General features: G+C 41.0%; 20 protein-coding genes. 8 read left to right on the forward strand and 12 right to left on the reverse strand.

All coding sequences use genetic code 11. The features are described from left to right. The first annotated feature begins 4 nt into the window (after positions 1-4). The 6 genes from J2X69_RS20565 (at position 5) to J2X69_RS20590 (ending at position 7224) form a co-directional block, all read left to right on the forward strand. Positions 5-1507: a RagB/SusD family nutrient uptake outer membrane protein gene (locus J2X69_RS20565; protein ID WP_310107588.1), complete on the forward strand. Its 1503-nt coding sequence runs from the start codon at positions 5-7 to the stop codon at positions 1505-1507. Between the two features lie 18 nt (positions 1508-1525). Beyond that, positions 1526-2359, forward strand: coding sequence for a DUF4843 domain-containing protein (locus tag J2X69_RS20570; RefSeq protein WP_310107590.1), 834 nt, complete (start codon positions 1526-1528; stop codon positions 2357-2359). A gap of 270 nt (positions 2360-2629) precedes the next feature. After that, entirely contained in the window at positions 2630-4045 is a 1416-nt protein-coding gene (locus tag J2X69_RS20575) for a PKD-like family lipoprotein (RefSeq protein WP_310107592.1), read from the forward strand. 266 nt (positions 4046-4311) lie between these two features. Beyond that, complete coding sequence (locus J2X69_RS20580; protein WP_310107594.1) at positions 4312-5184, forward strand: serine protease; 873 nt, start codon at positions 4312-4314, stop codon at positions 5182-5184. Between the two features lie 212 nt (positions 5185-5396). Beyond that, on the forward strand, positions 5397-6509 hold the full coding sequence (locus J2X69_RS20585; RefSeq protein WP_310107596.1) for a TlpA disulfide reductase family protein: 1113 nt from the start codon (positions 5397-5399) through the stop codon (positions 6507-6509). Between the two features lie 250 nt (positions 6510-6759). Beyond that, on the forward strand, positions 6760-7224 hold the full coding sequence (locus J2X69_RS20590; protein WP_310107597.1) for a DUF1456 family protein: 465 nt from the start codon (positions 6760-6762) through the stop codon (positions 7222-7224). 5 nt (positions 7225-7229) lie between these two features. Here J2X69_RS20590 and J2X69_RS20595 read toward each other — a convergent pair whose 3' ends face one another. Then, complete coding sequence (locus tag J2X69_RS20595) at positions 7230-7445, reverse strand: YwbE family protein (RefSeq protein WP_310107599.1); 216 nt, start codon at positions 7443-7445, stop codon at positions 7230-7232. Between the two features lie 172 nt (positions 7446-7617). On the opposite strand from J2X69_RS20595, the gene J2X69_RS20600 reads away from it, so the two are divergent. After that, complete coding sequence (locus J2X69_RS20600) at positions 7618-8076, forward strand: hypothetical protein (RefSeq protein WP_310107600.1); 459 nt, start codon at positions 7618-7620, stop codon at positions 8074-8076. Between the two features lie 135 nt (positions 8077-8211). Further along, complete coding sequence (locus J2X69_RS20605) at positions 8212-8682, forward strand: hypothetical protein (RefSeq protein WP_310107601.1); 471 nt, start codon at positions 8212-8214, stop codon at positions 8680-8682. A gap of 363 nt (positions 8683-9045) precedes the next feature. Here the strand turns inward: J2X69_RS20605 and J2X69_RS20610 are convergent, their stop codons facing one another. From J2X69_RS20610 to J2X69_RS20660, 11 genes are all read right to left on the reverse strand, one after another. Then, a complete protein-coding gene (locus J2X69_RS20610; RefSeq protein ID WP_310107603.1) occupies positions 9046-9294 on the reverse strand; it encodes an acyl carrier protein in 249 nt (82 codons plus the stop codon). Between the two features lie 230 nt (positions 9295-9524). After that, complete coding sequence (locus tag J2X69_RS20615) at positions 9525-12590, reverse strand: efflux RND transporter permease subunit (protein ID WP_310107605.1); 3066 nt, start codon at positions 12588-12590, stop codon at positions 9525-9527. A gap of 1 nt (position 12591) precedes the next feature. Beyond that, entirely contained in the window at positions 12592-13644 is a 1053-nt protein-coding gene (locus J2X69_RS20620) for an efflux RND transporter periplasmic adaptor subunit (RefSeq protein ID WP_310107607.1), read from the reverse strand. Between the two features lie 2 nt (positions 13645-13646). After that, complete coding sequence (locus J2X69_RS20625) at positions 13647-15002, reverse strand: TolC family protein (RefSeq protein WP_310107608.1); 1356 nt, start codon at positions 15000-15002, stop codon at positions 13647-13649. 58 nt (positions 15003-15060) lie between these two features. Then, positions 15061-15693, reverse strand: a complete 633-nt coding sequence (locus J2X69_RS20630) for a TetR/AcrR family transcriptional regulator (RefSeq protein ID WP_310107610.1) — start codon at positions 15691-15693, stop codon at positions 15061-15063. A 31-nt stretch (positions 15694-15724) separates the two neighbouring features. Beyond that, positions 15725-17620, reverse strand: a complete 1896-nt coding sequence (locus J2X69_RS20635; RefSeq protein ID WP_310107612.1) for a monovalent cation:proton antiporter-2 (CPA2) family protein — start codon at positions 17618-17620, stop codon at positions 15725-15727. A gap of 11 nt (positions 17621-17631) precedes the next feature. Next, complete coding sequence (locus J2X69_RS20640) at positions 17632-18192, reverse strand: NAD(P)H-dependent oxidoreductase (protein WP_310107614.1); 561 nt, start codon at positions 18190-18192, stop codon at positions 17632-17634. Positions 18193-18203: 11 nt separating this feature from the next. After that, a complete protein-coding gene (locus J2X69_RS20645) occupies positions 18204-18638 on the reverse strand; it encodes a (4Fe-4S)-binding protein (protein ID WP_310107616.1) in 435 nt (144 codons plus the stop codon). 174 nt (positions 18639-18812) lie between these two features. Further along, positions 18813-19307, reverse strand: a complete 495-nt coding sequence (locus J2X69_RS20650; RefSeq protein ID WP_310107618.1) for a hypothetical protein — start codon at positions 19305-19307, stop codon at positions 18813-18815. A 66-nt stretch (positions 19308-19373) separates the two neighbouring features. Then, on the reverse strand, positions 19374-19718 hold the full coding sequence (locus tag J2X69_RS20655; RefSeq protein ID WP_310107620.1) for a hypothetical protein: 345 nt from the start codon (positions 19716-19718) through the stop codon (positions 19374-19376). 64 nt (positions 19719-19782) lie between these two features. After that, positions 19783-21270 (reverse strand): glycoside hydrolase family 32 protein, encoded by a 1488-nt coding sequence (locus J2X69_RS20660; RefSeq protein ID WP_310107622.1) that lies wholly within the window; start codon positions 21268-21270, stop codon positions 19783-19785. Between the last annotated feature and the right edge of the window lie 164 nt (positions 21271-21434).

Genomic DNA, 21434 nt, shown 5'->3' on the forward strand with positions numbered 1-21434 from the left:
AGAAATGAAAAAATACCTGATATTATTCTCGGGCCTACTCATTTTCTCTTCATGTCAGGATTATCTGGATGTGAGACCGGAATCCCAAATTGAAAAGGAGGTTTTGTTTAGTACTGAATATGGTTTTTTTGAAGCACTTAATGGTGTTTATGTGAGGAGTACTGAGGGAGATATATATGGCAATGAACTTACTTTCGGTTCTCTTGACGTTTTGGCCCAGAATTATTCCATGACCAACAGCACCAATACATTGGCTGAAACCTATGCCGAGACGGCTGTTTTCAACTACCGGAACAATTCTTTTGTGACTAGGAAAAATAACATTTGGAATGGATTGTACAATGCTATTGGGAATTGCAACCTCATTCTTGAAAACATTGATGAAAAAGAAGGTGTGTTTACAAATGCGCTTTATGCCCCACTGATAAAAGGGGAAGCCAAAGCACTGAGAGCTTACCTGCATTTTGATTTGCTACGGTTGTTTGCTCCCTCTTTTCTTAATAATCCTGCTTCACCGGCTATTCCTTATGTGATCAATTACTCTACTGAGATTACGCCTCAATCCACTGTCTCTGAAGTGTTGGACCTGATCATTGCTGAATTGCTTGAAGCGAGAACATTGTTGGAATCTGATCCAATTTTAAGAGATAGCTATCTGGTAGGCTACACTTACAATAATGATTTTGATGGCCTGCCGGATGATGGTTCCAATGAAGAACAGGGCAACGATCTGTTTATTCAAAACCGAAGGCACCGAATGAATTACTACGCTGTTTGCGCAGAGTTGGCAAGGGTGTACTTGTATAAAAACGACAAGGTAAATGCGCTCAAATATGCATTGGAGGTTATTGAATCAGGTAAGTTCCCGTGGACAGATAAAAACGATTTTACGGCGGATGATGATAAACTCAAAGACCGGATTCTCTACAAAGAATTGATTTTCGGATGGTATATACCTTCCAGGGAGAATGACCTGAGAAACAGATTTGAAAATATCGCCACCAGTACAGCTATCGTATCAGCAGAAGGTAATATCATCTATGAAACAGGTGGTGTAGGTGCGGATGACTTCAGGTTCAAAGAATGGATGAAGCAAGAAAGTGACGGGATAACCACAAAACTGCTGTTTATGAAATACAAACGTGACGGAAACGCAAATCTACATAATCTGATGGCTCCAGCATTGCGATTGAGCGAGATGTATTATATAGCTGCGGAGTGCAGCTTTGATACTGGTCCGGAAATGGCGTGGGGATACTTCAATACAGTGAGATTTAATCGCGGTATAGGGACTGCAATTCACAATAATACTGATTATGAGTTTTTTATATCCGAGCTAATTAAGGAGGCACGTAAGGAGTTTTACGGAGAAGGCCAGATATTCTATATGTACAAGAGATTGAACAGGGATATCTTGGCCGAGTCAGGAAGGACTATTGCTGCCGGTGATCAGGTGTTTGTTTGGCCTTTGCCTGATGATGAAATTGTTTTTGGAGACAGAGATTGATATATAAACTAGCTTAATATGACAAGATATTTAACCCTACTTATTCTAGCATCTATCTCCTTGTTTTCATGCCGGGATGAAGATGAGCTTTTGTACTGGGCTCCGGACAATGTGTTCTTTGATTTTGATGACGAAAACACGAATAACCGAGATAGTGTTTTTTATACATTTGCCTATAATCCGGAGTTGGGATCTGATACGGTTTTCCTACCGGTGACCATCTCAGGAAGAAGGGTTTCCTATGATAGGAAATTCTATGTGTCTGTGGTTGATTCAGCAACTACTGCTATTTCAGGCACCCATTATGAACCACTGGAATTTTACTATCTCATGCCTGCGGATTCGGGACAAACATACATTCCATTCATTATGTATAGTTCTGACCCCATTCTTGCGGATACTTCAGTTTCAGTCAGTTTGGTGCTTCAAAGTGGTGAAGATTTTGGAGTTGGTTTTCCTGATTTGATTGCCGCCAAAGTTATGTTTTCCAATAGACTGGAAAAACCTGAGTGGTGGGATTTGTGGGCTGGTCAGTTGGGAACTTATTCCCGAACGAAGCATCAGCTTTATTTGATCTCTGTCGGAAATCAAGATTTGATATCTTCTTATGCAGACTATCTGTTTATTCCAAGAAGCCTCTTTTTAATTGATCAGCTAAGAAAGTTTATCAATGATCCTTTCAGTTGGGCTGAGGCTCACTCAGATGAATATACAATGGAAAAGGTAAATGATCAACTATACTATTTCTATAGTATATCAAATCCTCAGACAAAATATGAGCTTACTTATTATCCGGACGATGCGAAGTTCTATTTCTACAATGAACACAACCAACGGGTGACGGTAAATTAAATGCATTTTGGAGGAATGAATGTCTTCGCTGAATATTTTACAAACGATGTTTTATATATACATGTCTTCACACCAAAGAAGGCTCTCATTTAGATAGCTTTCTTTGCTCATGGAGATGATCACATGATTGAGTTTTAAAAAATAATATTCTATGAAATCGAGCATGAAGAAAATCGTCACACCCCGGGATGATTATAATACATGCGAGATTCCATCCCGTTTCCTTCGTCACGGGACAAGTTATGGCCACTGAAAAAAAAATATAATTATATGAAACCATATTTAATCATATCCATAGTGTGCTGCCTGTTTTTGGCAACCTCATGTTATGAGGACTTGGGAAACTACAACTATGATCTCCCTGAGGAGCCTATGATACTTGGTGTTGCCGATTCGGTGTTTCAAGTGTCGGTTGGCGATAGCCTGCGGATACATCCCATTCTGAATCACAGCATGGCAGACACGGATAATTTCTCATTTGAGTGGCAAATTCAAATAGCCGAAGAAATGAGACACGAGACTTATACAGGGAAAAATCTGGATATACAGTTCGGATTTAAAGCCGGTAGATATCTCGGTATTTACAGTGTATTCGACAATTCCAATGGAATGAAATATTTCTACTCGTTTACTATTGAATGTCAGACACAGTTTTCTAAAGGAATCGTAACTCTTTGTGATGATAATGGCCAGGGCAAGCTTTCCTTTGTGAAACCTGATTCTACGGTTATCAACAACTTATATGAAAGTCTGAATAGCGGAATGCTACCCAACAACCCGTTTCAATTGGTTCCTATTATCAATCAGGCAAATACGAATACAGGTCTTACCAGGTATTGGTTTTTGGGAAAGGATGAGATCAACCCGGGAGTAGGCATTAATGCAAATACATTGTTTTTCGAAGCAACCCTGGAGGATAATTTTTTCTCTCCGCCAAATTCCATAATGCCAAATTATGTTTATCCCACCATGCTGGGGGCTTCTACAGGGGTATTCAATAATAAGCTTTATTTGGGAACTACCAGTACACAGGATATTAGCCCTGATTATGGCAGATATGGTAATGCTATTTCCGGAGATTACTCACTGGCTCCAAGTTATATCTATGTGGATTTTCAGTACTACCTAGGCTTTGATATTAAACATTCTCAATTCGTGCGTTTTGCGAGCAGCGGAGCATATTATGGAGTGGATTATAAAGTGGATACGGTAGGGACTGGATTTAATCCCAAAAAGCCTGGCTTGGTCTCCTATTCTCATATGCTTTATTTGAATGGAGCAACATCATATGCTTATGGAATTGATTCTTCAAACAGTTTTGTGGAGTTTAAATTCATGTTGAATGGAGATATTTTCGTGACTGATTATGTACGTGATTTTGCCCGTCCGGATTTGATCAACGAATCCAATATCTGGATTGGTAATCAATTGGGCATTATCTACTTCACTTCAAATGATAAAATCTATCGCTATAATCCAATCAATGAAGAAGTCAGAGCTCTCTCGGCTGATTTTGGAGGTAAGAAGGTGACCATGATTAAGTTTGTTCCAAACAGTGATTACATCATAGCCGGAACGGAAGGAAGTTTGTATTATTTAGATATTGGAACCGGAAAAGGAGGAAATATAGCTCGTAGAATAGATGGTTTTGTTGGTGCTCCTGTTGATGTATTTATAAGAGAGTAGCACTTTAAAAATACTACCCAATCCATTTTAATTAAACACTAGTAGGAGTGGGGGGCTGGATTTTTGAATCGTATATTATGGTTTAAGTAACTGATTTTTAAACCATAAGGATACTCGTCCAGCCCTTTTTTTTCTTATCCCGAAAAAAGTCTCTTTTATATTTTAGGGTTTTTGGACTTGTCCTTTACTTAAGGATAGGCGGCTTTATACTTTCAGTATAATATTTCAATTAGTCAGTTGTGCCTTTTATTTTAATTTAATAAAAAATGAAATTTAAGTTTACAAAATTCAAATTCTTATTATCAGCTATGCTCTTGCTTCTTGGGCTTGCGGGTTATTCTCAGCAAATAAAAAAGATCTATGAGTCGGAACCGGGTGTTACCATAGATGATGCCGTTTTCCGACATATCGATCAGGAAGCACATAAGCTTATGGAACATAAGCACCCCGAAAGGTTTGCTACTTTGGCTACACAGCTGGCCAATGATCATGTTGATCTCAAGTTATTGGAATCCTTCCAAAATAAGGTAGAGGCATCTGAAATATTTAAGACAAATGCTTCCGGAGTACTCGTAGTAGCTACCATTTATAAATGCGATGATTGCCCTAATACGCATCTTCGGGCTGCTTCCGGTTTTGTGATTGCCGAAGAAGGAATTGCTGTGACGAGCTACCATATCTTCAAAGGAGACGCTACGGATGAGAATTCTGATTTGGCGGTAGTTGTGATGGATTATGAGGGGCGCGTTTATCCTGTAAAGGAGGTGCTGGCAGCAAGCTTCAATGACGATGTGGCTATTTTTCGATTTGATGTGATGGGTGGAACAACGAGTAGTTTGCCATTGGGTCAGGATGCTATTCCCGGTCAGAACGTGAGTATTATTTCGCACCCACATTCCATGTTTTATTCTTTCACTTCAGGTGTTGCGATCAGAAGTTATCTTCGGAATGAAGCAAAAAAGACGAGTGTTACCGCAGATTTTTCACAAGGCTCAAGCGGAGCTCCTGTATTTGATGACAAAGGCAATGTGGTGGGAGTCGTGTCTGCTACGAGGGCTCTTTACAATACTGATCAAAATGTCCAAATGGTTTCAAGAGAGGTCATTCCAGTGAGTCGCTTAAAAACCTTAATCAACTGAATGTAGTAGAACAGCAGCTTAACTCAACACAATCATAAAATTTATTCAAAATATCAGATAAGATTAATCATGAAATCGAGCATGTCGAAGACGACACACAACTTGTCCCGAACTTGCATCGGGAGAGGGATGATTATTCGCCGTGCGAGATTCCATCCCGTTTCCTTCGTCACGGGACAAGTTATGACCATTAAAAATCAAAATATAAACAGATGAAAAATATTTTAGTTATTATCATTTTGGCCATGGGGATATATGCCTGCCAGCCGTCCGGTGAAAAAATGGAAGAGGAATCGGATTCCTTTACCATTGAAGGTGAGATCAAAGGGCTCAATGTTTCAGAAATCTATTTTATGCGCAAGGATTCGGCAGGTGACCATAAAGATACCTTGATCGTTGATAAGGGCAAATTCAGTGTTTCAGGTACTGTAGATGAACCTCAGATTGTGATGCTTTATTCAGATAAAGTAAGGTTTCAAAAGGTATTCTATGTGGAAAATAAGGCGATGAAACTCTCGGGTACTTTTGATTCATTGGTGCATGTGGATGTGAGTGGGTCGCCCATCCAGGATGATTTTGAAGTTTTGGAAGAAAGAATTCAGTCTCATAGGGATTTGGTAATGAAGTACTGGAATATGGCGCAGGAGGCCGGTGAAGCCGGTGACTCATTGCGATATGATGAATACCAGACTATCGCTGATTCCATGTATAGATCCGAAGCAGTAATCAGAAAACAATTCGTGCTGGAGTTTCCCGATAGTTTTGCGAGCTTGAATGAATTGATGAATTACAGCAATGAGGAGAATCTGGACGAAGCACGCATGCTTTATGCAGGTTTGTCGGAAGCTGTCACTACTACTAAAAAAGGAAAAGAAGTAGCTACTCATTTGGAGAATCTGGATCTGGTCAAAGAAGGCAACATGGCGTTGCCATTTTCTCAAACCGATGTTGATGGTTCGGTAGTCAGTTTGGAGGACTATGAAGGGAAATATGTCTTGTTGGAGTTTTGGGCCAGCTGGTGCGGGCCATGCAGGATGGAAAACCCCAACCTCCGGGCTGAATATCTTAAATATCATGATAAAGGATTTAATATTCTGGGTATTTCGCTTGATGAATCCAAAGAAAAATGGTTGAAAGCTGTGGCAAAGGATGACTTGCCTTGGACACAGGTATCAGACTTAAAAGGTTGGCAGAATGAAGTGGCGGTGCTTTATGGTGTCCGCGGTGTTCCTGCCAACTTTCTTATCAGTCCTGAAGGAAAAATCGTCGATAAAGGGCTGAGAGGTGAAGTGTTGAACGCGAAGCTTAAGGAGATTTTTGATTAAAGTGTGTATCGTATCTTTTGTTGCTTTGATGGCAGAAAAGCGGATATACATAAAATAGTATAGCAGATATGACAGCCGGGTAATTGAATGCTCGGCTGTCTTGTTTTTTGTATGTCGGATTTATCCGGAATTTTTTGCACTACTAAGAAATGGCTTGTATCATTTGCAATAAAAACCATATTCTTTAAGATTTAAAGACTTCCGAAAAAAGCCTTAATTTTGGCTTTTCAATCCAGATTTACCCTTACATATGACCAATAACGATGTAGCCCGTAGCCTCCGCTATACTTTTGATTTCAATGATTTTACGATGATAGAAATCATCAAATCAGGAGGAGAGACGGTAGATCGGGAATTAGTCGCAAACTGGCTCAAGCGGGACGATGACCCGGAGTTTGAGGAAATGTATGACAAGGAGTTGGCTACCTTTCTCAATGGATTTATTATCCTAAAGCGTGGGAAAAAAGAGGGAGAACAGCCCGTAGCGGAAAAAAGATTAAACAACAATATCATTCTTAGAAAGCTAAAAATAGCTTTAAATTTAAAAGACGAGGATATCCTGAATATTTTGGGATCTGTGGATAGAACCATCAGTAAGCATGAGCTGAGCGCATTTTTCAGAAAGCCGGGTCAAGCCCAATTCCGCCCTTGCAAGGATCAAATTCTGAGGAATTTTCTAAAGGGACTACAGGAAAAATACAGACCTACGGAATAGATCGCTTAGTCTTCAACAATCACATCAACCACCCGACCTACTTCTCCCGTATCCAGCATTACCTTGATGCCATGTGGATGTGTGGGCGATGAGGTTAGAATTCTTTTCACAAATCCCTCGGTGAGTTCGCCTGTTCGCTGATGATGTTTCTGTATAATAGTTACCTCACTGTCGATTTGTATGTTTTTTCGGATCGTTCCTGTGCGCGTTTTCTTATCCATTGGAGTTGTTTACCGGTATGATGTTGCAAGTTACTGCTGACTTGCTGTATATGACAATTTTAACTTGGCAAATCGAATTGTAGCATTCTGCAAAAGATTTACGTATTGATTAAGATTTTGATTTTCATTAGATTACCTATCTTTTCTTTTAAATTCTCTAATCAAATCTTATATGAATACTAAGCTCATATACATTTGCATAACTGCATTTCTCCTGCTAGGCTGTAACGATGAGGAAGTAAATCCGGAAAGAACCATTACAGGAACTTGGCAATCTGTATTCCGTCTTAGCGAATATGACCAAGTAACCACGTTTGAAATTATCCCGGACGGTACCATCAAAGGAAGTGTGACCTTGCGACAAAAAGGTTCACGTGTCGATTTGGGCTATTCAAGCGAATTTATAGGAATCTATAGTGTAGAAGATTCTAAGCTGATTGTTACAAGAAACCAATTTTCACTTCTGGTAGATACAAAGCTTCAGTATGCGGACAAGGAATTCCTGGTGTCTGTAGAAGACGGAAATACTATAATGGAATACGCTATTGAAAGGGATTTCTCAAAGTTCTATTATATATGTGGAATAAATGAAATTTGCACTCCACCAAAACCTTTTGTTAAGATTGACTAGATAAACACATGAAATCGAGCATGATCCCGTACCTACGGGATCACACACTGGGAGGATTATCAGCCATGCGAGATTCCATCCCGTTTCCTTCGTCACGGGACAGGTTATGACCATTAAAAATCAAAATATAAACAGATGAAAATCAACTTTCTATCTTCAATTTTTCTTATGCTGTTGCTTCTTGGATGCAGCGATGATGAAATTAATCCCAAAGTATTGACTGAGAGTCAATGGCAGAATGTCATTGAAATACAGAGTGCCAATCCAGCCTATGAGGTGGTTTATTCTATTGCATTCGAAGCGGATGGGAGTGCGTATTCTGAGGTTGTCTTTAGAGATTTGGAGACAAAAGACATCATTGGATTTCAGGAGTATTTTACGGGAAGCTATCAGATTATTGATAAAAAAATAGAAGTTTCCATACTCGAGCGCTTTGTAAATGAAGAGGGTGACGAACTCTATTTACCTAAAGATGAGCTGACCTTGCTTCAAGGGATGGATCAGTCCAGGGAGTTTGAACTGCGGAACAATAATACAGAGCTTCATACTATCATGCCGCTTTTAGCAAGTTCTCGGGGGATTATTTACCAAAGAGTAAGCAAATAAGTATGGCTGTCCCAAATGATGGCGCTAACCGTATTTTCTTTACTATTCTGGATTTAAGGCTTTATGTACTTTGTTTCTTTTGTGGTGAAAAATATTAACTGAAAAGCATAAAGTGGACTGGACCACCTTGAGGGCGAATCTATATTTCTCAAAAAAACTATGAGTCCTATGTGCCTCCTATGTAGTTAAATAGGTTTGCCACATAGGCACATAGAAAAGCATAGAAATGATCTGACTAGAAGTGAGATTAATTTCCGGAGTCTATGTGGTTAAAAAAACTTTACTGAAAAAACTGAATAGCAAAAGGGCTGTTTTCCGATAGAAAGCAGCCCTTTATAGTTGGTTTAATTTTCAAAATTTCGATCAATTCTCCTGAGGGATATTGATTAGTAGGGCTATTAAATCCTTTGGTGTATGCACAGCCCCGAGTTTTTCTTCTTGAAAAACCACGTGGAGATGATACTCCAACTCGAAAATCAACCCGTTGATAAAGACAGGATCCATATGCAATTGCTGAATAAAATCAGCATTCTTCTGCTGACCGATCAGCGTAATGCCATAGGAGTGGAACACCTCAATGGCTTTTTTTAGTAGCGTAAAATGTTGGTTCATAGTAGTAGTACAAATTGTGAAAATCTAGAATGGCTATTAGTTATAATTCACCCTCTGGCAAAACAGAAATTGGATTACTTAGTTCCTGTTAATCTAAATTACGTGTGTGAATGAGTATTCGCTACTGATAATTAAGGATTTAACATTTTATAGTATGTTGACTTTCCTTGCTAATCCTTTGATACCTCAATGGCTTTTTAATTAGGGCTTGCAGGTATTTTTAAGCAAGCCTAATTAGTTGGGTGAAGTGTTGGCTCATCGTATTCTATTTTTGGAGGGAGTAGCTTATACATGACAGGGGTGACTATTCTGGAAAGAAGCGTGGAACTGATTAATCCGCCGATCAAAACTATAGCAAGTGGCGAGATGAGTGGATTGGTAGATACCGCGATTGGGATTAATCCACCGATAGCAGTGACCGTGGTAAGCACGATAGGCAAGAAGCGAACTTCTCCTGCTTCACGAATTGCTTCATTCAGTGCTTTGCCCTCCAATCTGAGTTGGTTTGTAAAATCCACCAGCAAAATTGAGGTCTTTACTTCTATTCCCGCCAGAGCAATCAGACCAATAATGGCAACAAAGGATAAAGAATTTCCGGTTGCCCAAAGTGCAATTAATGCACCAACCATTCCCAGCGGAATGACTGACAGTACAATAATTGTGCTCTTAAAGGTCTTGAAAAGCAAAATTAGCACAGCAATAAATAGGAATACAGTGACGATGATTACTGTATTGAACCCTGCAAATGACTCTTGACGGGTTTCGTATTCTCCTCCCATCGCAAAGCTATATCCGTCCGGTAAATTAACCTGCTCCATTTTGGAGATTACGTCATTGATCACCCGGTCATTCAGGTAGTTAGGGTTTACGAAGGCCGATAGTGAAACGGATCTGATTTTATTATAATGATCTATCGATAGATTGCTGCTTTCCAATTTAAGATTCATAACCTGGGAAAGTGGGATTCCTGCTCCCAGCTGATTGTTGACATGAAGGCCATTAAAGTTCTCTAATGTAGCTCTTCCCATTCTTGGGCTGGTGACGATGATGTCCCTTTCAGAACCCAGTTCATCTGTAAATGAGCCAAGATTCAATCCAGCTATAGCCATTCTTACGGTCCGGTCTATATCCGAAATATTGATGCCCAATTGCCGTGCTTTATCTTTTTGGATAGCGACTCTGATGTCCGTTTTGAGATGGGCAACAGGATTATTGATGTAAAGCGTACCCTCAGTGTTTTTGAGAAGCGTTTCGACTTGGGAAGCCAAATTCCGGAGTGTATCAAGATTTTTTCCACTGAGCCGTACTTCTACAGGAGCAGTTACCGGTGGACCCTGTTCGAAGTTTTTAACTTCTATTTTCGCACCAGCATAGTCTATGAATTTGCTTTTTAGTTCTTCGATTAACTCCATTTTCCGGGGTGGGGTAGTCGCAGGATCTAGCTGGACAAAAATCTGGGCATAATCTGTTCGTTCATTTTCGGGGATTTCGTTGTAATAGATTCTGGGATTTCCCTTTCCCACATTGGTGGAGAAATTCATCAACTCCGGCATTTTGCTGAGTTCCGCTTCCACTTCCTTTGCTACCAGATCAGTTGTAGCCAGATTGGATTGTAGGGGAGTAGTGATATTGATGAGGAACTGTGGTTTTTCGGATGGAGGGAAAAGGCTAAAACCAATGATGGGAAAAAGTACCAGTGAGGCGCCAAATATTCCGCCTGCAATCAAAAGCGTGCGGACAGGCTTTAGAAGTGCCTTTTCTAAAATGGGAGCATAGGTGGCATGTATTCCTTTTTGTACGAAGATTAGAATAGGATTTTCTTTGCCATTGTGTTCTTTCAGAAGGCGTGATGAAAGAAATGGAATGATCGTGAGCGAAACCAGCATAGAGGCAAGCACACTCATGATCACTGCCAAAGGCAGACTGCGAATAAAGTCTCCGGAGCCTTCCGGCAGGAAAACCAAAGGCATAAAAGCAATGATCAAAGTTACCGTGCAGCCGACCACAGACACAGAGATCTGCTTGGTGGCCAAAAGTGCTGAATCACGTCTGGAATAGCCTTCCCTTATCCATCGTTCAATGTTTTCTACCACCACGATGCTATCATCTACCAAAAGTCCCAATGCAACCACCAGCCCGACTATACTTAGCTGATTAAGGCCAAACCCAAAGGCATTGAGAAGTACCAGTCCAATGGCGAGGGAAAGAGGAATGGAGATCATGACGATCAGTGAAGCACGATTTCCCAAGGGAAGGAGCGTCACAAATACCAACCCTATTGCAATCATAAAATCCATCCCCAGTCCACTGAGTCGCCTGTTTACATAGTCTGCCTGATCAAAAGCAGTTACCAGAGCAATATTTTCCGGCAACTCTGATCGAAAACTATCGAGTACCGGGAGGTACTTTTCCTGCAGTGCAGAAATATTATTCCCTTCTTTCATTGCTGCCGTGAGAAACACAGAGCGGTAGCCATTTAGTCTTGTGATATGCTGGGGATCTTCGAAGTCATTTTGAACTGAAGCAACGTCCTTGAGGGCAATGTTTTTTCCCTGATAAGAAGAGATTATTGTCTGGGCAATTTCGGCTGCAGAGGTATAATTTCCACTTGTTTTCACATTGAAAGTCTTGCTTCCTGCTTCCACTGATCCTCCCGGAATATTGGCAAGTTCGCTTTGAATGCTACCAATAATTGCATTGACGGGAATATTCATTTCAGCGGTCTTATCCAGATTCAGATCGATGCGTACAATCTGATCAGGAATTCCATGAATTTCCACTTTTTTCAACTCGGAGATTTTTTCCAAAACGTCCTGAAGTCTGTCCGCAAAGAGCTTCATCTGCTCTTTGGAAGCATTTTCTGAGATCAAGGCGAGTTGTAGAATGTTTACATCAGATGGCCTGACTTTCTGAACCTTTATGCTATGAATATCCTGGGGAAGATCGGGACGGAGAGCGTTTATTTCTCTTACTAATTCCTGATACTTCTCATTTACATCTTCATTGTAGTTGTACTCTACGAAGATCACTGCCACACCGTCTTTTATTTCAGTCTTAATGCGCTTGATGTCCTCCAGTCCATAGATTGCCTTTTCCAGCGGATCTACCACCAGTTCCTCCATGTCTTCAGGACTCGCACCGGGATAAACCACTACTACAGGAAACTGTGGAGCTTCTATCACAGGATCTTCGCTTCGGGGCATATTCAGAAAAGTAGTCAGCCCTAGGGCCACAGTCATCAGGAATATGATCAGCGTAAACTGATAATTTTTTACCGCAAAATCTGATATCCTCATCTTAGTTCCGGATTTGGATTTGAGACTGATCAGTGAGGTAGGCGGAGCCTGAAATAATCAAGAATGAATACCCTGATAGCCCCTCGATTACCTGCACAGACTGCGATGAGATTTTGCCCAGCTTTACCTTTACTTTTTCAGCTGTTTTTCCATCTTTGGAGGCGAAGACATACCCCTGATCTCCACTTGCATCGAGAAGCGATTCGTAAGGAATCTCCCATGCTTCCATTTTATTGCTGGGGAAAATAGTCGCCCTGCCAAAAATGCCGGAAGCCAGCTTTAACCCGGAGGGGTGGTCTGGAGAAATTTCTATCCAAAAAGCACCTGTGACAGGATCGGCAGCCTGACTCTTGCGGACTGCCTTTCCCGAGAATACACTGTTGCCTCCTATGTCAGTCATTAAGCTGACAGAGTCACCGAGAGAAATTGAAGACCAATTTTGGTCATTTACGCTGGTCTGGAATACCCAGGAATTATCATCCGCCCCATTGGTACGCAGCACCGGTGCTCCGGAAGTTACTTGCTGTCCTTCATTGACATACTTGGACAAGACAAATCCACTTTGATTTGCCCTGATCTGCGAATGCTCCAGATTAAACTCAGCGGCTTTGAATTGCTGCTCTGCCATCTCTAAGGCAGTTTCGGAATTTTGCTTTTGTTCTAACGTAGCGACACTATCGGCATAAAGTCTAGAAGCCCGTTCAAAGTCCCTTCTGGCTTTTTCCAACCCGATTTTTGCTTGATTCAGCCCTGTTTGAATTTCGGTCAAATTTAAGGAGGCGAGTAACTGCCCTTTCTTGACTTCCTCTCCTTCTTGTACATATATTTTGGAAACAATACCTCCAACTTTGAATGACAATACCGTTTCATTCTTGGTTGTGAAATTGCCGCTGGCAGAAATCGGAGTATAGAAGCTTCCTTTTTGTAGCCGTTGCACTTTTACAGGGATTATTTCTCCCTTAGAGGGAATTGGACTTTTGGATTCTGCTTGACCGCAGGCATAGAGTAATCCTGCGAGTAGGAGAATAGATGAGATATAAGTGACTTTTTTCATAGTTAATAAGAGTCAGTGAGCAGTTGTCTTTCGAGTGTGGCTTGGGCTTTCAGAAGGGCGTACGCATTGATCGTTTTCTGTAGAGCAGCTTGAGTGTATTGATTTCTGGCATCTATAAATTCTATTAGGGAATATGCACCTTCCTTAAATCCCCTGCTGACTAATCTGAGATAAGCGTCTGAAGAGTCCTCCTTTTTTTCGGCAGTGTGAAAAGAAGCTTCGCTAGTTCTCAATTGGTTTTTGGCGACTTTGAGATCAATGCTTAGTTTATTCTCTATTAAGCGTTCTTGAATGGAGATATTTTCCATATCAAGCTGTGAGCGCTGTATTTGATATCTATTTCTACTTCCTTGAAAAATGGGCATGGAAAGGTTAAGACCGAAAAATACATAGGGACTGTCTTGGTTACTGACATCGAAATTGAAGGCTTGACTTCCCAGATCGGCAAAAGTGTTGAGTCTGGGAATCCAATAATTCTTACTGGATTTCAATTGAGTTTCCTGAATGGAATGGAAAGTGGCTATACGAAGAAGCTCAGGTCTGTATGAGAGATTGTCTTCCAATGCCATGCTGTTGATTTTTTCCCAATCAGGATATTGTTCCTCGAAAATCAGTTCAGTTTCTAATGGTCTGTTTAGGAGGAAATTGAGGTAATAGCTTGCATTTTTTTTTCTGTTCTCAGCTTCAATCATCAGCGCGTTGATATTCTCTACTTCGCTTTCGGCACGCAATACCGATGCGGGAAGCCCTTTTCCGTTTTCGAGAAGTGATTGATTGTCTTTAAGATTCTGATCTACCAGTTTCTTGGAGCTTTTGATCACTTCTATTGCTGTATGGGCGGTGCAAAAGTCGAAATAGGCAAGCTTGATATCTTGGATTAGTGTGGCTTTGTAGATGGCTAGATCGTATTCCGAAACTTGTACCTGTTTTTCACGAATGTCTTTTTGGTAGGAGAGATGAGGGTTAATGAGTGGCATACTCACTCTGAATCTCGCATCATAAAAGTTATTGGCGAGAAAGTTGACTTTGACATTTTCCAGCTGATGGAATTGGGACGATTGCGTCAGGGCGTTTAGAGTACTGTACACGTCATTGAGTAAGTCTCCAACCGGAAAATCAATCGTTCGACCGCCTTTAGCGAGATTATAGGTCATTCCAAAATCAACTGCAGGTAAGAAATAACTCTTGGCATCTTTGAGCGCCAGATTGCTGTGCTCGATAGAAATGTTCTTTTCTTTCAGAACCAGATTATTATCAATCCCTTCTTGGATATATTCTGCCAAAACACCTTGAGCAGGAGACGATAGGCTTAGGATTAAGCAGAGTAGGGTAAGTAATATTCCAATCTTAGTATTCATTTTTATACATCGTTGATTTAATAAACAGTGTTTAATGCATGGGTAAAAAAAAGGGGAGCTACCCCAATAGTTTAAAGAAAGCATCCAGCCCCTCGTCCACAATATTTTCCCTGCGGGTTAAATCTATTACCTCACATCGTTTTCGGATGTGCAGGGATACCAACCCATGTACAACAGACCATACCATATAAGCCAAGGATTCTGACTCATGACCGGGGAAGTATCCTTGGGCTAGAGATTCCTCTATGGTCATGCGGAGACTATTGAATGCTCCTCCTCCTTCTATCCATTCTTCCTTTTCTGAATCAAACACATGGCACAATGGAGCCTCCTTTATAAACATAAGATCATACATGTCAGGGTTTTCCATTGCAAATTTCACATATATTTTCCCCATTACTTTCAAGCGTTCTAATGGATCCCGGATGACAGAAAGGATTTCCATTTTTTCACCAAGCGCTTTAAAGCCCTCCTGATGTAATGCGTGGAAAATTTCGTTTTTATCTTTGAAGTAATGGTAAATTATACCTGGACTGTATTCAATTCTATCGGCAATATTTCTCATAGAAGTCTTTTCAACTCCTTTTTCCAAAAACAAAGTTTTTGCAGCCTTAAGAATTGTCTCCTTCAGTTCCTCCTTCTCTCTTTCTTTGCGATCCGTAATCCCCATTGTATTTTCTTGAACGTTCAAAATTAATTAAACACTGTTTAATATTCTAATTTTATTTAAATTTTATTTCCGGATTTTCTACTTCTTTGATAGAATCGCTGTCCCAGGCATGGTCATTTACGGAAAATTTTCGAATCAATTCACTCGATAGGAGGCTTTCCTGCATCTCGATCTGTTGTCGGTTTTTGGAAATATACTCGTCTTTATTGTCTTTGAAATTTACCAATACTTTCAATGCTTTCTCGTCATAATCACGGAATTGCTTTGCGAGTCTGTGTACGGTGTGCGCTCTGAAACCAAGTTTCTTCAACACATCTTCCCCCATTCTAATGGATGTATCCAGATGCTCTCTATAGATGTTTTTCACGCCTACTTCCATCAGTTCAAAAGCATCGTATCTGTTTTTGGCACGCACCATCACTTCCAAATGCGGGAATTCCTCTTTGCACACCTCGACTAGCTTCATGCTGTATTCTGTAACGTCTACCGCAGAAATCAGAATGGATGCTTCACCTGCTCCTGCCGAATGAAGCAATTCACTTCGGGTTCCATCACCAAAATACACTTTGAAACCCATTTTTCGCAGGTATTCTACCCGATCGGGATCCGAATCCAGAATGGTGGCCTCTACACCGTTTGCTCTTAGAAATCGTCCAAGTGTGGATCCAAAATGTCCAAATCCAACAAGAATTACCTTATTGCGCTCATCGATACTGTCCATTTCTTTTTCAGGTTCCACATGTTTTTTATTAATGGCAGGATTGATGACTTTGTCTAGTAGTACTGCGAGGATAGGAGTGACGGTCATACTGAGAGCAGTCACGGCCATCAACGTATCGGATATTGACTGGTCAAAAATGCCAAGCTGAAGGGCAAACGCATAGGTGACAAATGAGAATTCTCCAACTTGAGAGAGACCTATGGCAAAGCTGAGATTGTTAGTCAGGCTTAATTTTTTGGATTTACCTATAATCAATAAAATGACTGTTTTCAATACGATAACCCCAAGTGTAATGGAAATTATGTTGAAGGCGTTAGCGAATATCAAATTGAAGTTGATTGTAGATCCGACGGCCATGAAGAACAAACCAAGAAGTAAACCTTTAAAAGGTTCTAAATCGGATTCCAGTGCATGCTTGTAAGGAGAGTTGGCAAGAATGACTCCGGCCAGAAATGCACCCAGGGCGGGGCTCAAGCCCACCAGCTCCATGAGGAAGGATATCCCTACTACTATCAGCAATGCAGAAGCTGTAAAGAGTTCCCGCAGCCTGCTCTTTGCCACCCAGTTGAGAAGTGGGCCAAAGCCGAACTGTCCCAAGAGTACGACTATTCCTATAGCTCCAAAAATGGATAAGGTCTGAGCCCATCCGGGTAGGCTATCGATCCAGCTATGAATCCCAGAAGCATGGGCTGAGGAGGCTGTCTCACCTGTGATTAGCAATGGCAATAGAGCCAGGATGGGAATGACGGCGATATCCTGCATCAATAACACCCCGAATGAAAGCCTCCCATTCGCACTGTTCATCTGATTTTTCTCTTTAAGGGATTGTAGTACGATGGCAGTAGATGACAGTGCCATAGACAGACCTACTGCAAGTGATATTTGCCATTGGACATCGAGAAGTATTCCAACTCCAAAAATCAATGCGGCAGTAACCAAGACTTGGCTCAATCCAACTTGTAAAATCAATTGGCGCATTTTCCAGAGGCTTCTGGGTTCTAGTTCCAAGCCGATAATGAATAGCATCATCACTACCCCAAACTCCGTCGCATGCATGATGTCTTGACCCTGGCCCTCGTTGGTAATAAAACCGAGCAGGTATGGGCCTATTAATATTCCGGCTATTAAGTAGCCTAAAACAGAGCCCATCCCAAGTTTTTTTGAAATAGGAACGCATACTATTGCCGCTATGATGTATAGGATGGCATTGACCAAAAATCCACTCATAAGTTCAAATTTTATTGTTTTTGGAAAGCACTAAGATCATTTGAATCTCTTAGACTGAGCAGAAATTCCCTGTACAAATCTGCTTTTTGGATTAGTTCAGAATCTGTGATTTTGTGGGTTCCGGGTACATGAAATTGGGTCAAATAGGTCATATTGCAGAGTTTGGCCGTTTGTTCGAAGGGGCGAAGGAAATCCTCGATTTTAAAGTTGTTTCTGCCATTATATTGGTAAGCTTCTTGGGATCCACCCGTAGTGATAGTGTTTATCACATATTTTCCCTTAAGATAAATGCCACCAGGTCCATAAGCCCAAGCAAATTCCAGCACCAAGTCTATCCACTGTTTCATAAGTGGGGGGCAAGAGTACCAATAAATAGGATGATGCCAGATGATCACTTCAGCTTCAAATAGGGCTTCCTGTTCGGCCTGAATAGAAATATTGAAATCAGGATATAGCTCATATAAATCCCGGATCTCCACATTCTCCAATCCTGAGATAGCTTGGATAAGCGCCTGATTAACTTTGGAATGTTCAAATTTTGGGTGGGCAAAAAGAACGAGTACTTTACGCATGAATATAGGCTTTAGCCTTGGAAATTTATTTTCTTGTGAGAGCCGTCACAAAAAGGCTTGTTCTGGCTGGATCCGCATCTGCAGAATGCAGACACCTTACTCTGATTAATAAGACGGTCATTGGGAAGTTTGACTTGGAGGTTACCATAGACCATCAGAGGGCCATTCGGGATTACTTCTACCATTTGCTCCGAGGTTACATTTCCTACACTTTTCTCCTCCCGGTCTGCAAAGTAATACCCCAACGCACCGCTAGGGCAAGCATCTATTTGTTTTACAATGGCTTCTGTACTGTCTCCTTCGGCATTGATCCAGGGTCTTCGTTCAAAATCAAAAACTGAATTCAAGCCCCTGATACACTTCTTGGAATGAATGCATTTGTGAGGTTCCCAGGTGATGGTTACTTCTCCGTTGGAATATTCCTTATGGATAGGAGTGTCAGACATGGTGTTTGTGTGTTTGGACCTTAAGTAATATTACAAAATAATCAACTTTAGCCTGGGGTATCATATCCGGGATCAAAAAAAAGACCCAGTTAGCTAACTGAGTCTTTTTACAATCAACCAAACCACTACAGTTTCACTTCCTGTCGTGGCTAAGTTGGGATATATGTTGCCTTGCTAATCTCTAAGCTGAGCTTCTAGGATTTTCTGCCATTTTTCTGCAATTCCACGTTCTCCTGCCATGTCGCTGAAGAGCTCTCCATCATAGATTTCAATTGTCTTTGGGGAATGGGAGGCGTCCTTGAAGTGGAACTGCAAAGCCAGAAAGTCCAGGATATAGCGCGTCTCTTTTCCTACCGGTACCTTACGGATTTTCTCTTGAATACTGACTTTGCCTACCTCACCCAAGTCTATCAGGCTTTGCTCAGGATAGCTGCCAAATCGGTGGTAAATCAGCTTTTTGGATTGGTTATCCAGGCCTAAATGATAGTGATTTCTCCATCGCTCATGCTGAGTTGGTACCACATTTTTGGCTACCGAAAACTCCTCAAAAGAGGCGAGCTGCGCACTGCTTATTTTTTTAAGTTTATAACTGTAATATACAAATGGTGAGGCGGTAGCCACCATTGCGAGTGATGACACAACTAGTGTGACAGGATCTATTGAGATCATAAGAAAAAGGGTTAAATGAATAGAAATTTGTGAGGTGCTAGACTGTAGCGGTTATTCTATTCGATCTTACCAAGTGTAGAAAAAATGTATGAATGTGTCCTTAACGTCAAAAAGTGGAACTGACTTTTTGAAAAAGGAAGAAGCTAAATAAACTTTGCCGGGAGTGAGTAGATCAACATACCATTCCGGATTCAGTTTTGCATTTAAACTCCAGTCAATTTTGAATTCAGGGATTTCGAGAAGCTCAGTCCCTGCATTAAATTGGTTAGAGGAAAACTGTACTAAACTGGAAACAGACTCATGGGAACGGTTATTTTCCGAAGCTTCAACTGTGCCGGAAAAAGCAAAAACAGCCATAAATCCTATGACCCAACTGAGGGAAATCATCACGATTGATAGCTGTTTTTTCATTAGGTATACCTATTTTAATTCGAATTAACGGGTATTAAAGCAGCAAGTTAAGGGTGATTTGGTTTTATTTTTTCAAATTAAAAATTTTTAACGAGCTGATGTTTTTGGAAACTGCAATATTTTTCCACGGACTAGACGGAAACAGGATGGATGTCATCACCAATTCTCCATCATTGACAAATAATTCAATGGATGATGCGTCCAGATATATCCTGATATCTTTTGCCTCCCAGCTCATAGGTGCGGAATGGATTGCCGCAAAATCCCGATGAAAATCACTTTTACCAGCATTTCTCCGGTCTATGCTCACGAGTCCGTTTTCTTTCGAGATTACAAGATTTTCACCAAGTTCATTTGATAAGGTTACTGAGAAAGAATCTGAATTGACATTTGCAGTGATTTCTATAGCTTCAGAAGGTAGCTCGGAAATTTCTTGACTTACTCCATATTCTTCAGAACGTAGTTTTTCAAGTTCATCCGCAGGAGCGGACTTCAGCAGCAAAGTGCCGTCTACGTCGAATAGGCTTAATTCTCTCGGAACAGTCATTGCGGATCTCCATGCTTTTGTAGGAACCACATTAGCATAGAGCCAGTTGCTCATCCAGCCTATGAAAAGTGTTCTGTTTTGCTCAGTAGGAAGATTACTCCAAGTAACCCCGGCGTAATTGTCCGGACCATAGTCCAGCCAGCGGATCATGGTGTCGTCGGGTGTGAATTTCCCATTCACGAAGTCACCGATAAAATATTGGGTAGCAGATCCATTCTGAGGCCCGCCGGGATTTATACTGACCAGCAAAACCCATTTGGTTTCCCCTGAAGGAGTTTTGAAAGGAAGCAAATCCGGGCATTCCCAGACCCCTCCATGTGCTCCAATGTTCTTTCCAAATTCTCCCATCAACCTCCAGTTTTTCAAATCCGGGGAGCTATAGAAATTAATCTGATCAAGAACAGCCAACGTCATTATCCATGAGTTGGAACCGTCAGGATTTGTGATTTGGGAGACTTTGGGATCACGGAAGTCCCGGATTCCCGGATTGGGCAAGACAGGATTGCCTTCATATTTCTCCCAAGTTCTGCCTTTGTCCAACGAAAACGCAATAGCTTGGTGTTGAAATGTGTCTGATGAAGTCTCAGCTTCTTCAGCATTGTGATAGGTGAAAACAGCAACCATCGGAGGGTTCTCGTTAGTCCCTAACCCGGAACTGTTTTCGGCATCAAAAACGGCGCTTCCCGAGAAAATATATCCCAGACTATCCGGATAAAGTGCTATTGGAAGTGGTTCCCATTTTAATAAATCGGTGGAAACAGCATGTCCCCAATGCATAGGTCCCCAGACTGTGCTGTCCGGATAATACTGATAAAAAAGGTGATACTCTCCATCCAAATAGATCAAACCATTTGGGTCATTCATCCAGCCTGATTCAGGTGTGAAATGATAGGAAGGTCTAAATTCCTCTGTCACGATGGATTCAAAGGTGATTTGAGGCTTTGGCTTGCAATAGGCGAGCGCTAAAATGCTCAGGATGGAAAGGTAAAGTATCGTTCTGTTCATATCTTATTTTTTTAATAGTTGCCCTTTCCGTAGCTTTAAGCGTTAATCTGCTTTTAACTTTCAGTCGTTTTGATCCGGATTTGCCTCAATTATTTCATTGAAATTAAGAAAGAATTAATGGATGGCAGTCAAATATGGATTCATTATTGAAATGCTGAGCGATG

It is taken from the genome of Algoriphagus sp. 4150 (assembly GCF_031457395.1).
In the GTDB taxonomy this organism is placed as follows: Bacteria; Bacteroidota; Bacteroidia; order Cytophagales; family Cyclobacteriaceae; genus Algoriphagus.

Bases quoted from the DNA above. Each gene is read 5' to 3' on its own strand.
- J2X69_RS20640 (WP_310107614.1), bottom strand. From the start codon at position 18,192: ATGCGTAAAGTACTCGTTCTTTTTGCCCACCCAAAATTTGAACATTCC.
- J2X69_RS20580 (WP_310107594.1), top strand. From the start codon at position 4,312: ATGAAATTTAAGTTTACAAAATTCAAATTCTTATTATCAGCTATGCTC.
- J2X69_RS20590 (WP_310107597.1), top strand. From the start codon at position 6,760: ATGACCAATAACGATGTAGCCCGTAGCCTCCGCTATACTTTTGATTTC.
- J2X69_RS20565 (WP_310107588.1), top strand. From the start codon at position 5: ATGAAAAAATACCTGATATTATTCTCGGGCCTACTCATTTTCTCTTCA.
- J2X69_RS20635 (WP_310107612.1), bottom strand. From the start codon at position 17,620: ATGAGTGGATTTTTGGTCAATGCCATCCTATACATCATAGCGGCAATA.
- J2X69_RS20620 (WP_310107607.1), bottom strand. From the start codon at position 13,644: ATGAAAAAAGTCACTTATATCTCATCTATTCTCCTACTCGCAGGATTA.
- J2X69_RS20610 (WP_310107603.1), bottom strand. From the start codon at position 9,294: ATGAACCAACATTTTACGCTACTAAAAAAAGCCATTGAGGTGTTCCAC.
- J2X69_RS20575 (WP_310107592.1), top strand. From the start codon at position 2,630: ATGAAACCATATTTAATCATATCCATAGTGTGCTGCCTGTTTTTGGCA.
- J2X69_RS20615 (WP_310107605.1), bottom strand. From the start codon at position 12,590: ATGAGGATATCAGATTTTGCGGTAAAAAATTATCAGTTTACGCTGATC.
- J2X69_RS20600 (WP_310107600.1), top strand. From the start codon at position 7,618: ATGAATACTAAGCTCATATACATTTGCATAACTGCATTTCTCCTGCTA.
- J2X69_RS20585 (WP_310107596.1), top strand. From the start codon at position 5,397: ATGAAAAATATTTTAGTTATTATCATTTTGGCCATGGGGATATATGCC.
- J2X69_RS20650 (WP_310107618.1), bottom strand. From the start codon at position 19,307: ATGATCTCAATAGATCCTGTCACACTAGTTGTGTCATCACTCGCAATG.
- J2X69_RS20605 (WP_310107601.1), top strand. From the start codon at position 8,212: ATGAAAATCAACTTTCTATCTTCAATTTTTCTTATGCTGTTGCTTCTT.
- J2X69_RS20595 (WP_310107599.1), bottom strand. From the start codon at position 7,445: ATGGATAAGAAAACGCGCACAGGAACGATCCGAAAAAACATACAAATC.
- J2X69_RS20625 (WP_310107608.1), bottom strand. From the start codon at position 15,002: ATGAATACTAAGATTGGAATATTACTTACCCTACTCTGCTTAATCCTA.
- J2X69_RS20660 (WP_310107622.1), bottom strand. From the start codon at position 21,270: ATGAACAGAACGATACTTTACCTTTCCATCCTGAGCATTTTAGCGCTC.
- J2X69_RS20570 (WP_310107590.1), top strand. From the start codon at position 1,526: ATGACAAGATATTTAACCCTACTTATTCTAGCATCTATCTCCTTGTTT.
- J2X69_RS20645 (WP_310107616.1), bottom strand. From the start codon at position 18,638: ATGTCTGACACTCCTATCCATAAGGAATATTCCAACGGAGAAGTAACC.
- J2X69_RS20655 (WP_310107620.1), bottom strand. From the start codon at position 19,718: ATGAAAAAACAGCTATCAATCGTGATGATTTCCCTCAGTTGGGTCATA.